Annotated in this window: 20 protein-coding genes; 12 read left to right on the plus strand and 8 right to left on the minus strand. The window is 58.3% G+C overall.

What is annotated here, in order from left to right:
• Positions 1-120 precede the first annotated feature (120 nt).
• The 3 genes from L0U80_RS30945 to L0U80_RS30955 form a co-directional block, all read right to left on the minus strand.
• On the minus strand, positions 121-1,113 hold the full coding sequence (locus tag L0U80_RS30945; protein WP_233875091.1) for a ParB/RepB/Spo0J family partition protein: 993 nt from the start codon (positions 1,111-1,113) through the stop codon (positions 121-123).
• Positions 1,113-2,315, minus strand: a complete 1,203-nt coding sequence (locus L0U80_RS30950; protein WP_233875093.1) for a ParA family protein — start codon at positions 2,313-2,315, stop codon at positions 1,113-1,115. Before L0U80_RS30950 ends, L0U80_RS30945 begins: the two co-directional genes overlap by 1 nt.
• 739 nt (positions 2,316-3,054) lie before the next feature.
• Complete coding sequence (locus L0U80_RS30955) at positions 3,055-3,576, minus strand: hypothetical protein (RefSeq protein WP_233875094.1); 522 nt, start codon at positions 3,574-3,576, stop codon at positions 3,055-3,057.
• Between the two features lie 230 nt (positions 3,577-3,806).
• Between L0U80_RS30955 and L0U80_RS30960 the strand changes: the two genes are divergently transcribed.
• The 5 genes from L0U80_RS30960 to L0U80_RS30980 all read left to right on the plus strand — a co-directional run bounded on the left by L0U80_RS30960 (position 3,807) and on the right by L0U80_RS30980 (position 5,897).
• Positions 3,807-4,127, plus strand: a complete 321-nt coding sequence (locus L0U80_RS30960; RefSeq protein WP_233875096.1) for a hypothetical protein — start codon at positions 3,807-3,809, stop codon at positions 4,125-4,127.
• 242 nt (positions 4,128-4,369) lie between these two features.
• Entirely contained in the window at positions 4,370-4,717 is a 348-nt protein-coding gene (locus tag L0U80_RS31755; protein ID WP_308444907.1) for a YlcI/YnfO family protein, read from the plus strand.
• 50 nt (positions 4,718-4,767) lie between these two features.
• Positions 4,768-5,082 (plus strand): hypothetical protein, encoded by a 315-nt coding sequence (locus L0U80_RS30970; RefSeq protein WP_233875097.1) that lies wholly within the window; start codon positions 4,768-4,770, stop codon positions 5,080-5,082.
• A complete protein-coding gene (locus tag L0U80_RS30975; RefSeq protein WP_233875099.1) occupies positions 5,079-5,387 on the plus strand; it encodes a hypothetical protein in 309 nt (102 codons plus the stop codon). Before L0U80_RS30970 ends, L0U80_RS30975 begins: the two co-directional genes overlap by 4 nt.
• 81 nt (positions 5,388-5,468) lie before the next feature.
• Complete coding sequence (locus L0U80_RS30980) at positions 5,469-5,897, plus strand: hypothetical protein (RefSeq protein WP_233875100.1); 429 nt, start codon at positions 5,469-5,471, stop codon at positions 5,895-5,897.
• A gap of 21 nt (positions 5,898-5,918) precedes the next feature.
• Here L0U80_RS30980 and L0U80_RS30985 read toward each other — a convergent pair whose 3' ends face one another.
• Positions 5,919-6,785 (minus strand): DNA-binding protein, encoded by an 867-nt coding sequence (locus L0U80_RS30985; protein WP_233875101.1) that lies wholly within the window; start codon positions 6,783-6,785, stop codon positions 5,919-5,921.
• Positions 6,786-7,119: 334 nt separating this feature from the next.
• On the opposite strand from L0U80_RS30985, the gene L0U80_RS30990 reads away from it, so the two are divergent.
• Together L0U80_RS30990 and L0U80_RS30995 are read left to right on the plus strand one after the other, a co-directional pair.
• Positions 7,120-7,812 (plus strand): SOS response-associated peptidase, encoded by a 693-nt coding sequence (locus L0U80_RS30990; RefSeq protein WP_267955052.1) that lies wholly within the window; start codon positions 7,120-7,122, stop codon positions 7,810-7,812.
• 90 nt (positions 7,813-7,902) lie between these two features.
• Positions 7,903-8,103, plus strand: a complete 201-nt coding sequence (locus L0U80_RS30995) for a hypothetical protein (RefSeq protein ID WP_233875103.1) — start codon at positions 7,903-7,905, stop codon at positions 8,101-8,103.
• A gap of 147 nt (positions 8,104-8,250) precedes the next feature.
• On the opposite strand, the gene L0U80_RS31000 is transcribed toward L0U80_RS30995, so the two are convergent.
• The gene (locus L0U80_RS31000; protein WP_233875105.1) at positions 8,251-8,646 is read right to left on the minus strand and encodes a DUF2471 family protein; all 396 of its coding nucleotides are present in this window, start codon (positions 8,644-8,646) and stop codon (positions 8,251-8,253) included.
• 8 nt (positions 8,647-8,654) lie between these two features.
• Positions 8,655-8,921 (minus strand): CppA family protein, encoded by a 267-nt coding sequence (locus tag L0U80_RS31005; RefSeq protein ID WP_233875106.1) that lies wholly within the window; start codon positions 8,919-8,921, stop codon positions 8,655-8,657.
• 194 nt (positions 8,922-9,115) lie between these two features.
• On the opposite strand from L0U80_RS31005, the gene L0U80_RS31010 reads away from it, so the two are divergent.
• The 5 genes from L0U80_RS31010 (at position 9,116) to L0U80_RS31030 (ending at position 12,348) form a co-directional block, all read left to right on the plus strand.
• Positions 9,116-9,367, plus strand: coding sequence for a type II toxin-antitoxin system Phd/YefM family antitoxin (locus L0U80_RS31010; RefSeq protein ID WP_233875107.1), 252 nt, complete (start codon positions 9,116-9,118; stop codon positions 9,365-9,367).
• Positions 9,364-9,753 (plus strand): type II toxin-antitoxin system VapC family toxin, encoded by a 390-nt coding sequence (locus L0U80_RS31015; protein ID WP_233875110.1) that lies wholly within the window; start codon positions 9,364-9,366, stop codon positions 9,751-9,753. The genes L0U80_RS31010 and L0U80_RS31015 overlap by 4 nt, the downstream gene beginning before the upstream one ends.
• 138 nt (positions 9,754-9,891) lie before the next feature.
• Positions 9,892-10,644 carry a nucleotidyltransferase gene (locus L0U80_RS31020; RefSeq protein ID WP_233875117.1) on the plus strand — a complete coding sequence of 251 codons (753 nt, stop codon included), beginning with the start codon at positions 9,892-9,894 and terminating at the stop codon, positions 10,642-10,644.
• A 4-nt stretch (positions 10,645-10,648) separates the two neighbouring features.
• Entirely contained in the window at positions 10,649-11,368 is a 720-nt protein-coding gene (locus tag L0U80_RS31025) for a DUF6602 domain-containing protein (protein ID WP_233875120.1), read from the plus strand.
• A 77-nt stretch (positions 11,369-11,445) separates the two neighbouring features.
• Positions 11,446-12,348 (plus strand): abortive infection family protein, encoded by a 903-nt coding sequence (locus L0U80_RS31030; protein WP_233875122.1) that lies wholly within the window; start codon positions 11,446-11,448, stop codon positions 12,346-12,348.
• Positions 12,349-12,466: 118 nt separating this feature from the next.
• Here the strand turns inward: L0U80_RS31030 and L0U80_RS31035 are convergent, their stop codons facing one another.
• Together L0U80_RS31035 and L0U80_RS31040 are read right to left on the minus strand one after the other, a co-directional pair.
• Positions 12,467-12,772 (minus strand): H-NS family nucleoid-associated regulatory protein, encoded by a 306-nt coding sequence (locus tag L0U80_RS31035; RefSeq protein WP_233875123.1) that lies wholly within the window; start codon positions 12,770-12,772, stop codon positions 12,467-12,469.
• Positions 12,773-12,816: 44 nt separating this feature from the next.
• Entirely contained in the window at positions 12,817-13,020 is a 204-nt protein-coding gene (locus tag L0U80_RS31040) for a cold-shock protein (protein WP_233874699.1), read from the minus strand.
• Positions 13,021-13,149 lie beyond the last annotated feature (129 nt).

A 13,149-nucleotide genomic window follows, 5' to 3' on the forward strand; every position in this document is an offset into this window, starting at 1 on the left:
AAGCCCACTTACGCAAAAGCCCTCAGTTTCCAGCTGGGGGCTTTTGTCTTTCAAGCAGCTATTTCACGGTGTTGTCCTTATCCGTACTACGGATCGCAATAAAATCAATCACTTAGCGTTCTACGACTTCGCGGCGAGTGCTTCGAGGTGCTGCTTGATGGCTTCTTGAACAGCATCTGCTACGGCTTCCGAATGGAATTCGATGCGCATTATGTTTTTTGTCTTGCGCACGTCGCACCATGTACTTTTCCCGGTCTTGACTTTGTACGACGCAGCGACCGCCTTGACTGCCTTGGGCGTCTCGACGGTCTTCGCATATTTGACCGCCTGCGCCTGATCAAACTCGCGCTCAGCGAGGCGTCGCACTGCTTCCACAACCCGATCTGCCTTCCCGTTTTCTGCAATGGTTGCCAGTTCTGCCGCTGCGTTGGCACCCATGATTGCCTTGTTAGCTTCGAGGATGGCGCATGCTTGTTCGGGCAGGCGGTTAAAAGAGAGAAGGGCGTTGATGTGCGAGCTGCTAATGCCGACGCGCTCACCGAGCTCCGCTTGACTCAGTTCGGGATGCTTCGAGTGAAAGCGTTTCAGCCCAACAAACTTCTCGTAATCGGTCAGGTCGGACTGCATCAAGTTGGCCCAGAAGGCGCCGTCGTCGGCTTTGTCTTCTGTGGCGTCGCCAAGGATGCATCGAATCGTTTCCCGCCCGAGCTCTCGGTAAGCGTCAACTCGGTGGTGGCCTGACTGAATCTCATAGCCGCCCTCAGCGCGTGGAAGGACAACGACCAACTGAATTAGATCCTGATGTCGCAGGTTCTCCCGCAGTTCGACGAATTTTTCAGGCGGCATATAGCGTCGGCGGCCAGCGACCTCATGTAGCTGGTCGAGCGGAATCTCAACACCGCTCGGCGAGCCACTCTGCTTTTGGGCTCGGAGTTCGGCCAACTCCGCGGACATCGCATCGATTTCGGCTTGCTTTTCACGCATTGCCGATTGGAATGCCAACGCCCCGCCGGGGGCAGTTCTTGGGCGAAAGGGATCGCTGGAAGTCGAGTGTGATGGCTCGGGGACCTCGATGTCCTTTGTTTTTTCGCTGAGTCGTTGTGCGGCGCGCATTAGACCTCCATCTGGGAAGACGACCACGCTTGAACAAACTGAGAGTCGATATGCCTGACCAACCGATCCATCGGATCCTTGAAACGTGTGTACGCCGCAACGCTGCCTTCAGGCTTCGTTAGGTCATAGACGGTAGAAAGTTGAGCAGACGCACTCTTGGGGACGACCGACTCTGGGATTTCATACGGAAGAACACGATCCCCGTACGCCTTTTGTAGCCAGCCCCGAACAACGCCGGAAAGATCATCGTTTTTGGATTTCGTCAAAACGACATTCACAAAGTCGAAGTTCTTTGTCTCGCGCATTGCCGGAACGTGGCGCGCCATTTCCGTGAAGAGAAACCAGAATTGCGTCGAACTCGCGAAGTCGAGGCCTTCAGGCGGGCAGGGCATCAGTAATCCATCAGCCGCCATCAGAGCATTGATGGTCAAATAACTCAGCGAGGGCGGGGTGTCGATGATAATGGCGTCGTATCGGTTCTTGATGTCGACCAGACCTTGATTCAGGATGTTCCAGAACGCGAACTCGTGGTCACTGGCCAGCTTGCCTGGAATATGAAACTCAGCGCTGAAGAGTCCAGACGACGCAGGGATCAAGTCTAGGTCCTGCCAGTAGGTTTCCTGAATTGCGTAGTCCAGTCCCGTCTCATCCCCGTAGATCAGAGGCATGAGCGTTTTTTCTTCGCCGATTTCCGTTTCGGGGGAGAAGCCACAAAGTTGTGTGGCGGTACCTTGCGGATCACAGTCAATAACCAGAACCTTTCGGCCACGCAAAGTGAGTCCCTGTGCAAGCGAGACGGCGGTCGTGGTTTTCGCGACACCTCCCTTGAAGTTGGCGACGGTCACAACCTTACCGGGCGCGTTTTCTGGTCGCGCGGGACGATTGCCAGCAGCGCGGATGTAACGTAACGTTTCGTCCAAGGTGAAGGTCTTGCTCTTGCCGTTGCCAACTGACGTGCCAGCAGGGAGGTCGCCCTTCGTGGTCAGGTATTGGAATCGCAGCTTTTCGAGTCCACAAAGGCTGGCGACCTGCGCACTGGTGAACGTAGGTGGACGCTTGCGCGGGTATGGTTCCAGCATGCGGTCACGAATCTGATTGAGGACCCCAGCTGCGCGCTCGGCCACGTCGGCCAAGGTGTCCATGGATGCGGCAAAGTCCAGCGCGGGCGGCAGTTTGGTAGCGAGCAAAGTGCTTGCATTCACGAGAGATACCTCTTGATTGTGAATTCCTCGGTTTTTCAAAAAATCGCTATCAACCGAAGAATGTGTCGCACGACAGAATTTTGGGGAACTCTAGCCGGTAAACGGGGTGAGAGCAAGTTAACTTTCCACCGGCTAAACCCCGTCGGGTAAGGTATTGGCGGGGAAAGCTAGAGATCGCTTCAAGTTCAGACGAATCCGTGAAACATAGCGACCTCAGGAATGAGGGGCTGGAACGCTTTATTGATCAGCGACTTAGGCGATTTCGCGCGAAATGTTTCACGAAAAATCGATGGCGAAAGTGCACAGCGGCATGCTGGGCGCCGAAACTTGCCGTGCCGAGACACGTGTGGGTGAGGGCAGGGTGAATTTGTATTGTTCGATACGTAATTCGTAATAGATGGGTTTGCTGCCGGTAAATCGAGTATGGGAGGCCCGCCGCGAATGCTGTTGCGTCTCCGCGGACGAGATTCAGAGGAACGTGAAGTCTGAGGCGGGGCAGGGCACCGAGCCTTTGACTCCATTCTTGTTTAGCGATGCACCATGACGAACTTGCCCTGGTACATCAGTTGGGTGTGACATGTGAGCGCGATCGGGGTGGTCCGCTTCACAGATTCAGGAAGGCGCTTGCTGGAGAATGACCTCGGACTGGTGGAAAGGGCTGGTGTCGAGTAATGCGGTCTGCTCGAACACATAATCACGGGGCGCAGTATTTTCTGCATCCGGCCGCTCTCCCCAAACATCAACGATTCCGTTGCCGGTCGACCGGGCCGATACGATTCAGCTCGGCCATCAAGCGGCGGCGCAGTTTGCGTAATTCCCTGCGGCAATCCTCCACTGTCGTGCTGTCGCGATCCAGATACCAGTAGGCTTCCGCGGCCATGCCCGCGATCTCGAAGATTGCGTATCGGCCAGTCTGCACTTCAAGAGCGAGTCGCCTCGGGACAGGATGCGGATGCTCGACCCATATTTTCCGCAGATCCTCGTAAGTGGGCGTCACGAACGGTGGCAGCCCGAACTGGCTGCGTTCCCGACGGCGACGTACCTCGCGCTTCCAGTCGATGGTGGCCTCAGGTGGATCGACCTCGATGCCCGTTGTACTATTGCGATCCCGCTTCGTGTGTTCGAGTTTGTGCGAGCGCTCATCGTTGTAAGCCCAGAAGTCGGAGCACGCTTCGGCGTCCGTCATCCAGACAGGAGTTGCCTCGAAGCGGTTCTGCGCCTCGTCCCAATACGACCATTTCCATTCCCAGACTGGTTCCATTTCCCACGCCTCATGCCTGTATGGATGTACAGTATCCGCGAAGTTTATGAGATACGCGAGAGCAGGGAGGGCCGGTTGTGCTCTCTCCCTGTTAGTTGCGCAAAGCTGCCGACGTGGCCGATTAACTGCCAGGCGCATCGTATGGGTCCGCCGCGTGGGGGACTCGCGGTCGCAGCCGGTCGCGTGACACGGCGCGTCCGGAAGATGACGGCACGCAGGGGAGACGGGTGATGCCAGTACCGGACCTGAAGGACACTGACAGGATGTCGCTTCATGTTGAGCGAACGATTCCTCTGTGGGGAGTGGTCTGCGCGATCGGCACCATCATTGGGGGCATGGTGTCGGTGGTATGGCATGTCGCAAACATTGACGACAGCGTCGCGGCAATGCGTGATGCAGGGCTGGAAATACGGACAGAAATGAAGGAGCAGAACACAAAAATGGCGATGCTTGAGGGACGGCTGACGCGTGTCGAGACACTCGAGCAACAGCACGAACTGCAACGAGAGCTACAGCATTACAACGACAGGACGTATCCTCCAAACCGTTAGATATGCCCGGCACGGTATTACGCCGAACGAAAGTATTTCAGGCGTCGGCAGGGTGATCGGGCAACATTCCTTTCTCACGAACGACAGTACGCGGGCTTCACCACTCCTGTACAACGTAACGGCAGTCGGATAGGGTCGAGGCATTTGTGGAGCAGGTGCATGGCGTCCTTATTGCGCGCGACCATCTGTAGGCGAGGGGCCGGCATACGCGAGCGCGCGATAGCTTGATAGCAGGGAGTATCTTGAGAAGAGCAGGCGAAAACAAACTGGAGGTGGTAGGGGTACGGCTGGATCCGGCCATTGCGCACCGACTACGGTTGCTGGCGTCGGTCACCGGGCGCAAGCAATCAGTATTTCTCCAGCAGATCATTGAAGCCGGACTCGGCGCAATTGAAGAAGCGCATCTGTCATCGCAGATGCTCGAGCAGATCCGTGCAGGGAACCTTCCGCCCATTCCAGGTGAAGAGGTAACGGATATTGTGCCGGACCTGTTTGGTGACGCGCAGGAGTTCGTGCCAGTGGCGCAACCAACGCCGCGGCGGCCGCGGACCAGGAAGAGGGCGGCAGAAGGCGAGCGTTCTGGCGATTGACGGGATGGCATCAACTGACCCTAGAATATCGGCCGGAACCGGGAGACAGCATGCCCATCTATCACGAATTTCAGAACGGCTGGACCATTGCCATGAGCGACGAATCATGCACGCGGGTCGTCCCGAGTGTGTTCCGGTTCGGTCGGGAGTTTTATGGCCGCCCAACGATAGAGTTCTGGCAATGTGGCGGCGCAACAGGCATGCGTCCTTTCGCTCCAGGCGAAACCGAATCCTCCGCACGGGCGTTTCTCGTTGGGCTCGGCTTTATCGAGGCACGCCGCTATCGCACAGATGGTGATCTTGAACTGGAGCAGGTCGCCGACCTCCTCGGACTTCAGGCCGATGCGTCCGGAGACAATCCGTGACGCAAATCGAGGTCAAATTTGATTCAGATGGCATCCTCGCCAGCATCGAGCTGTGGCGCCAAACCGTCGACCTGAAGATCGCCATGAAGGATGAGTTCAAGCTTCACTTCATGGAGAATCGCAGGTCGATCCTCGAGGGCTATGTGTTTGCAGCGAGCCAGTGGATGTCGCTGCTATGTGCAATGCAGCCCGTTGATCTCGGTGCCGAGGCACAGCTGGCGTCGCTGCGGGGCGAGGTCGAGAATTTTGCTGCGTGGGCCGAGGCCGAACTTGATGAGCTTGATCATCTGGCAGGCGATGGCTAGACAATCAAGGGTTGCAGAAGCTGGCGTGGCGCAGGAAAGAAGCGTCTAATTGAGCACCCAGTCTCACAACCGGAAAATGACGTGGACCTCGATGAAGCGTTTTCTGCTGTGGAGCACCTGGCAAGCCGACACCGCCTGCTGGTTGGTCGAGGAAAGCGGGGCGAGCAGGGCGAGCCGCTCGAAGTCGAATGGGGTGCTGGCGACATCCGTGATATCCCCAAACTGCGCGGCCTGGAGTTCGTGAGCGAGATCGGTCCACATCTGCTGGAGCTCTATGAGCGTTACATGACAGGCAAGTCACCCGTCATGACCTCTGTCACCTTGTCCACTTCGGTGGTGACGTTCATTGTGCTGGGGGCCGAGTCACCGGACCAGGTTGCCGAGACACTTCGTTGCGGTGCCGACGAACTGGTTTCGCTGACCGTGAAGGGCTATCTGTCGGAACGGTTTTCGGACTGGAAGAAACCATCGGCCCAGGTATTGCCGTTTCAGCCGCGCAACCGGGAGTGAGGTGAGGGCAGATCCTGCTTCCTACGTGGCAGACGGTTTGTTCGTCCCTTTCTTGCGGGCAGGTGTGTCCTTGCCGGCCGTTGGCCGCGGCGAGCCAGCCGCCTTGCCGCGCAACTCTGCCGCTGCTTCGGCGGCCTGCCTCGCGTCCAGTCGAGCCTGATCGAGTTCGGCGCGTACCTTCGAAAGCTCCGCGGCAAGCTGGCCGGTCCGCTCCTCGGCACGGTTCACCAGGGTCTTCGCTTCCTCAAGGCGCGTAAGCAGGTCATCCCGCTGCGCATCCAGCACGGCCGCCGACTGCTCGGCCGACACCCTTGCATGCCGTTGCTCTTCCAGCGCCAGGCGGGCCTGGCTGAGATCGCCTTCGAGCCGCGGCAGCGATTCAAGTCGAAGCAGTGCTTTCGCGAGTTCCGTGCGCGCGGCTTCAGCACTGGCCCGCTCCCGGGTTATCTCATCACGCGCCGCGTCCAGACTCACGGATAGCTGCGCGGCCTTTCCTTCAGCAGCGGCTTTCTCGATGGCCTGCGCGTCAAGCGTTTCTTCCAGGGACTGGATGGTGCCGGCCTGCCGCTCATTCTCGGTGGCCAGGTCCGCGACTTCCTGCTGAAGCTCGGCAAGCTCCGTCTCGAGCGCCGCGCGCTGCGTGGTGAGCTCCAGGTCAATATGGTCGAGCAGGGCGCGTTGAAGCGGAGGCGGCAGCGTCAACGCGCCGGCGATCGCGCGTTCCTGGCTGGCCTTCCAGTTCTGGAGCAGCCGGTTGACCGTCCCCATGCTGCCGACGTTGCCCAGACGCTCACGGATCAACCGCGAGGTTGGCTTGATGCCCTGCGCCTTCATGGCATCGGCCGCCGCATACACCTGCTCAGCTGTAATCAGTGCTTCGCGCGCCATCGTCCGGCCCCGTCCGTTACGTTATGATTGTTATGATACGTTACGTTACGAAAAAGACAAGCGCTCGACGGCTGGCGCGACCCGGCGCGGTATCGCGACGTCCTGCTACGCTGGAGTGGCAATGCGGAAGATTCGAACGAACCGGCCATCTTCCGACCGGGCGCTCCGCAAGCGCCTGTTTTGCAACGACATCGGATCGCGGCGTCCTGAGTTGTTCACAGGGTTATGCAGGATTTCTGTGGACAAGCCACGCACGACCGCGTGGAGCCCGGGCCAACGTAGAAAGATGGCTGGCGTATCGTATCCGGAACGCACTGCAGAACCGGAGCCGATCATGTGTGGCCGATATTCGCGCGGGCAGAAGGACCTGTTCTACGTCGAACCTCTCATGACTGATGCGAATGATCCACGCTTCAGGGCGCATGCAGAGATGTTCCGGCCGAGCTGGAACGTGTCGCCAGGCACGAAGCAGCCGATCATCGGACCGGACGGGCCGCGGCTGGAAATGTGGGGCTTCCGGCCGGGGTGGCAGGTGGCGCGCAAAGGCGCGATGATCATCAACGCGCGTCTGGACAAGGCATCATCGAGCGCTTGGAAAACCCTGTTCAGGTCGCACCGCGTACTTATTCCCGCTGATGGCTGGTATGAGTGGCTGCCGGCAGGCGGCAGGAAGCAGCCTTATTTCATTCAGGCCAACTCCGGCCCCCCCGTTTATTTCGCAGGACTGAGCAGTGCGCATCTTGACAGCCCGCCCGCCAACGAGACCCCCGGGGCGGTGTTCGGTTTCGTGATGGTGACGGCCCCGGCGGAAAGCGGCATGCTCGATGTGCATGATCGTCGACCGCTTGTGCTGACGACGGAAGAAGCGAAAGTATGGCTGGATCCGCAGACGACCTTTGAGGAGGCGGTGCATCTGGCCAGTCACGCGGGCAAGTCGTCCGATGATTTTCACTGGCACAAGGTCACGCCCGGTGTGAACCGTACGGGCAACGACAGTCCGTCCTTTAACGACCCCGTTGAACATTAGCCGGGCCATGCTGGTATGGTTTGATGCGAGGCTGGCAGAATGACGGCGACACCGGACGGCCTGCCACGCTGCGGCACTGGAGACCCGATCATGACCATGCGCACCCGACGCTATTTCACCTGCATCAACGGACACAGCGGCGTTGAAACGACCTCTGAGAACGATCAGCCATATTCCCAGCATTGGGAGAGCGTCCGGATTGAAGGCCTGATCGACGCGGGCAAAGACCCGCGCGGCTACGCTCACTATGTATGCGTCGAATGCCAGGCACCGATGCTTGAAAAGGCGTAAGGCGCGCCGGCGCCGAGTCCCGTGTGCTTGTCGCGCGCCGTTGACCGTGGTCTGATAAACGGGGTCATATCAAAAATTGATAACTTTTATTATGTAAAATATAGGATGCCGAACTACCGGAGGTGGACGCCAACCGGCGTCCTGCGTCTAGTCGATCATTGCTTCCGCCTGCACGAGACCTCTCACAACGAGCACCACGGCTGGCATCTCGTCATCGTCGCGATCCCAGTCGACCGGTGCGTCCAGATCGGCCGGCAGCAAACGGCTGTCGCGCAGCCGGTAGAAGCTGGCAAGGAGTTCCGGCGGATGGCGGCCCTGAAACCCAAGGTCACCGAATGTCTGGTCCTCAATCTCGAGTAGTTCCTTCCAGCACCATGCCACTTCATGTCCGTGGCTTCGCCTCGTGGCCTTGTGCCTGTCGACGTAGCGCCGTGCGATGCGGACGATGAGTTGCTGCAGGTCTTGTCCTGCACGCTGAAGTGCCCGCTCGGTTGCCAGATCCATTTCATCCGCGTCGCCGGTTTCGGAAGTTCGTAAGGTCATGTCCATTCTCAGCGGGCGGCATGCCGCGCGAGTTGCTGCCGAATGCGCGCCAGATAGAAGTCGCCTACCGAGTGGTCGGTGGCGTGATCCGAAGTGGCCAGGTCCATGGCCGGACGGCGCACACCCAGGTAGCGGTAAAGCGCCGACACGAAGGGCTTGTGGGTTTCCCCAAGTTGACGGGCAGCACGTTCGACGCGTGCATCACCCGCCTGCTGGCGCAGCCAGACCATCGCCTGACGGTCGGCTTCGTTGACGATCCTCACGAGATGTTCCATGCTATCAACCTGTATATAAACACAGTACTGGTAATATATACAGGCATTCGATTGGATGCAAGCTTGCGGCGAACCGGCCCGCGCATTTTGCTGGAAGCTGACAGATGCCGCCGCAGTGTCTACCGCGCAGTGATTGCAGGACAGTAGTTTGCAGATTAAACTAAGTCCAGTGAACTAAGTTTATGGGTGCAATCATGCAGATCTACAACATCCATGATGCCAAGACCAATCTGTCGCGGCTCATTGAGGAAACCGTCAATGGCGGCGAGCCGTTCGTGATCGCCAAGGCTGGCAAGCCGCTGGTCAAGGTCGTGCGCATCGATGTCGAACCCGGAAAATCTCCCCGGCGGATTGGCTTCATGAAGGGGCAGATAAAAGTGCCGGCCGACTTCGACACCATGGGTGCCGACGAGATCGCCGGCATGTTCGAGGGCAAGGCGACGTGAAACTGCTACTTGATACCCATCTGCTGGTTTGGGCCGCCGCCGATGATCCTGCCTTGCCTGCCGAAGCGCGCACCGCCATTGAGGATACCGAAAACATCCTGTACTTCAGTGTCGCGAGTCTGTGGGAGATCGTGATCAAGAGCGCACTCGGACGTGACGATTTTCAGGTAGATGCGCGTGTGCTCCGCAGGAACCTGCTTGACGCCGGTTACGAAGAGCTGCCCATTGAAGCTCAGCATGCTTTCGAAGTCGCAGCCCTGCCACCCCTTCACAAAGATCCGTTTGATCGGCTGCTCGTTGGCCAGGCGATGGCAGAAGGCATCCTCTTGCTGACTCACGATGAGCAGATAAGGCGATACGACTTTGCTCCGGTCCGGTACATTTAGCGGGACGCGTCTGTGCAAGGCCGAAAAGCTACCTCCACTGATCGAAGCGACCAACCGCCTCTTCGTTCAGTTAGGGGATGCGGCGACACGCTCCTCGTGATGACCTGCGTGCGATCGAAATAGCTAAGCGAGATCACCATGGCTGACACCTATCTTGCCGGCTTGCTAAGCAAGTATCAAGTTGGTGAGACACGCGTGCGCGCCGTGGCAAGCCAGATTATCTACCCGCGCATTGCGCAGTGGGCGGGAGGCTACCTCGTCGATGCGACCTATTCCGGCTCGATCGCCAAGGGCACGGCGAATAGCTGCTCAACGGACATGGACATTTTCATCTCGCTCAATGCGCAAACACCGGAGACATTGAAAGAGATCTTCGGCAAGCTGTACACAGCTGCGCAGGGTTGGGGCTGGGCCCCTCGACAGCAGAATGTGTCGATCGGTGTCACCGTTGACGGCCTCTCAGTCGACCTTGTGCCCGGACGGCAGCAAGCAGGCTATCAAAACTGGCATTCGCTGTATCACCGGCGCGGCGACAGCTGGCGTCAAACAAACGTCTCGATGCACATCGACACGGTGCGCAACTCGGGACGTACGAACGAGATCCGCCTCGCCAAGCTTTGGCGGCACCTGGCTGGCCTGAACTTTCCGTCCTTCTATCTGGAGCTCTGTGTGTTGGAGGCTCTGCACGGTCGCCGGTACGGAGAGCTTGCCGCGAACCTCTCGCTTACCCTGGAATGGCTGCACGCCAACCTGGAGACTCGACGAATCATGGACCCTGCCAACACCGCGAACTGCATCTCGGATGATCTAACGCAAGCGGAAAAGCGAGCGGTAGCACAAACCGCTGGTATCGCGCGTGCGCGGCCTTATTACAGTGATTTCGTGTGGTGATGCGATGTCAAATCAGGTTGACTTGAAACTACTTTTCGCGGACCTTCAGGCGTCACTCGCCGGCGACCTTGCGCTTGCACGCAGCGCTATCAACCACCCTGGCGACAAAGGGGCCGCGGTTGAAGCGAACTGGCTGGGGATGCTGGCCAGACACCTGCCGGAGCGCTATCGCGCCGACAAGGCGACCGTGATCGATAGCCGAGGAAATTGCAGTGACTCAATCGACATCGTGGTTTACGATCGACAGTACAGCCACCTCGTCTTGAAGCACCAGGACTTCCTGTACGTGCCTGCAGAAGCGGTCTATGCCGTATTCGAAGTCAAGCAATCGCTTGATAAGGCGCACCTTGAGTATGCTGCGGACAAGGCCGCCTCCGTGCGTACTCTGCATCGCACCAGCGCTGCAACAGTCGACATTCGAGGGGCGACTCCACTGAAACCACCGATTCCCGTTCTTGCTGGGCTGTTGTGTACGGAAAGTGGGTGGTCGCCACCCTTCGGTGAACCGTTTTCCGAGGTCATGGCGGGTTTGGCTGGCGCGCGCGCGATTGACCTTGGGTGCGTCGCGCGAGCCGGTGCGTTTCTGTGCGAGCCCTCTGGATTGGAAGTCAGCGGTACCGACACCGCGTTGGCCTTTTTTCTGTATTCGCTCCTGCAGCGTTTGCAGCAAGTAGGCACGGTCGCCCCGATCGATTTCGGCGCGTATATTGCCTATCTCAAGTGAAACATTGGACTGCCAGCCCGGCGAACATGTCGAGCCAGGTATCAAACCTGGCCGCTGGCCGAGGAAAGGAGTGTCATTTGAAAATCAGCCAACTAACCCGCCGCGATCTGATCGATGCAATCGCCGCCGAGAGACTGAATTGGTCCGGGCGTTTGGAAGAGTCCGAGTTTCTGTCGCGCATCTACGATCTGGAGACCTTGCCGTCTACCGACAATCGCTTCAAGAATGCTGCAGGCGACATCTGGCAGCACCGGGTCAACAATTTCGACTGGGATGAAGACTGGGTGTTCTACGACAGTCGCTTCGGTTTGATGAACGGTGACGATGAAATCTTCCTGCGGTTCTTGTGCGAAACCTTACACCCGGTGGTACGCGCGGATGCGACAGAAGCGGACCGCATGTGTCAGCTATTCAATCAGGTCCTTCAGGCAGATGGGTTTCAGTTGGTTGAGCGCACCCGCCTGTCGGGACGACCAGTTTATGTTGGGCGGTTCGTCGGGGTCGTCGCTACACCGGGCCTATCCGCCGCGCGAGATACGCTCGCGGGCACCGATCCGGGATATGTAGCGCAACAGATCACGCGCATGGACGCTGCAGTGCTCAACGATCCTGGCCTCGCGATCGGAACCGCCAAAGAGTTGGTGGAGACCTGCTGCAAGACTATTCTGACGGAACGAAATGTTGCCTTCTCGAAAAACGCCGACCTGCCTGAACTCGTGAAACTGACTAGCAAGGAACTTGAATTGACGCCGCACGACATACCAGAGAGGGCCAAAGCGGCAGAGACGATCAAGCGTTTGCTTAGCAATCTCGCCAGCATTACCCAAGGGGTGGCGGAACTGCGCAATCACTACGGTACTGGACACGGTAAAGCCATGGGTGCCAAGGGGCTGCAGTCGCGGCATGCCAAGCTCGCGGTGGGCGCGGCTTCAACACTCGCTGTCTTCTTGATCGAGACACACACTCACCGCGAGAAATAACCGGTCCTGAGCAATATCTGGACTCCCGACGATGGGAGTGGCGCGACGCACAGCAATTGACACCTTCGACCTTGAGGTACTTCTGTGTGATTGGCCATATGTAGTACGTCGAAGCTAGTCAGCGGAACAGGTCAGACTGGCGCGGGTTGACGAGGCTTATTGGCGCCTGGTTATGCGCCACTGGGGCGACACGGAAGAAGTCAGGATTCACGCCGGCGTCACGCGCTGCCCGCAGCCAGTTCGGCATGACGCCCGAACCGTTCCATTCATTGCCGAACGCATCGCGGTAGATCGGCGCATTGTCCAGGTCTTGCTGGATGGAGTTGGCAAGAACCTGTGGGGTGATGCCAAACTCGGCCATGCGGCGGCGCATCCAGACAATCAGACGCTCGCGCGCTTCGCCGTCGTGAATTTTTCCGTTCATGGAGATTGTGAACCTCGGTGAAGGCGAGGCAGAAAACCCGCTGCTTAAAGCGGCTGGATATTCGCTGCCTGCTTGCCCTTGGGGCCCTGTTTCACTTCGAACTGGACCTTCTGGTTTTCCTGCAGGGTCTTGAAGCCTTCCGTGCGGATCTCCGAGAAGTGCGCGAACAGATCTTCACCGCCGCCATCGGGAGTAATGAAGCCAAAGCCCTTTGCGTCATTGAACCACTTGACCGTACCGGTTTGCATTTTGGATATTCCTGAAGAAGATAAAGAGGGCCGAAGCCCGGACGTGCATCATAATCAAAAAGGGGTAACGGAACCAGCCGGAATACCGTTAATAGGCGACGAATCGGGTTCGTGTTGTGCGGCTGTCGT

Source organism: Paraburkholderia adhaesiva (assembly GCF_021390575.1).
GTDB classification, from domain to species: Bacteria; Pseudomonadota; Gammaproteobacteria; order Burkholderiales; family Burkholderiaceae; genus Paraburkholderia; species Paraburkholderia adhaesiva.

What these genes read in the sequence shown, in the direction of transcription:
- L0U80_RS30945 (WP_233875091.1), bottom strand. Translation starts at nt 1,113, where the DNA reads ATGCGCGCCGCACAACGACTCAGCGAAAAAACAAAGGACATCGAGGTC.
- L0U80_RS30955 (WP_233875094.1), bottom strand. Translation starts at nt 3,576, where the DNA reads ATGGAACCAGTCTGGGAATGGAAATGGTCGTATTGGGACGAGGCGCAG.
- L0U80_RS30960 (WP_233875096.1), top strand. Translation starts at nt 3,807, where the DNA reads ATGCCAGTACCGGACCTGAAGGACACTGACAGGATGTCGCTTCATGTT.
- L0U80_RS30970 (WP_233875097.1), top strand. Translation starts at nt 4,768, where the DNA reads ATGCCCATCTATCACGAATTTCAGAACGGCTGGACCATTGCCATGAGC.
- L0U80_RS30985 (WP_233875101.1), bottom strand. Translation starts at nt 6,785, where the DNA reads ATGGCGCGCGAAGCACTGATTACAGCTGAGCAGGTGTATGCGGCGGCC.
- L0U80_RS30990 (WP_267955052.1), top strand. Translation starts at nt 7,120, where the DNA reads ATGTGTGGCCGATATTCGCGCGGGCAGAAGGACCTGTTCTACGTCGAA.
- L0U80_RS30995 (WP_233875103.1), top strand. Translation starts at nt 7,903, where the DNA reads ATGACCATGCGCACCCGACGCTATTTCACCTGCATCAACGGACACAGC.
- L0U80_RS31000 (WP_233875105.1), bottom strand. Translation starts at nt 8,646, where the DNA reads ATGACCTTACGAACTTCCGAAACCGGCGACGCGGATGAAATGGATCTG.
- L0U80_RS31005 (WP_233875106.1), bottom strand. Translation starts at nt 8,921, where the DNA reads ATGGAACATCTCGTGAGGATCGTCAACGAAGCCGACCGTCAGGCGATG.
- L0U80_RS31010 (WP_233875107.1), top strand. Translation starts at nt 9,116, where the DNA reads ATGCAGATCTACAACATCCATGATGCCAAGACCAATCTGTCGCGGCTC.
- L0U80_RS31020 (WP_233875117.1), top strand. Translation starts at nt 9,892, where the DNA reads ATGGCTGACACCTATCTTGCCGGCTTGCTAAGCAAGTATCAAGTTGGT.
- L0U80_RS31025 (WP_233875120.1), top strand. Translation starts at nt 10,649, where the DNA reads ATGTCAAATCAGGTTGACTTGAAACTACTTTTCGCGGACCTTCAGGCG.
- L0U80_RS31035 (WP_233875123.1), bottom strand. Translation starts at nt 12,772, where the DNA reads ATGAACGGAAAAATTCACGACGGCGAAGCGCGCGAGCGTCTGATTGTC.
- L0U80_RS31040 (WP_233874699.1), bottom strand. Translation starts at nt 13,020, where the DNA reads ATGCAAACCGGTACGGTCAAGTGGTTCAATGACGCAAAGGGCTTTGGC.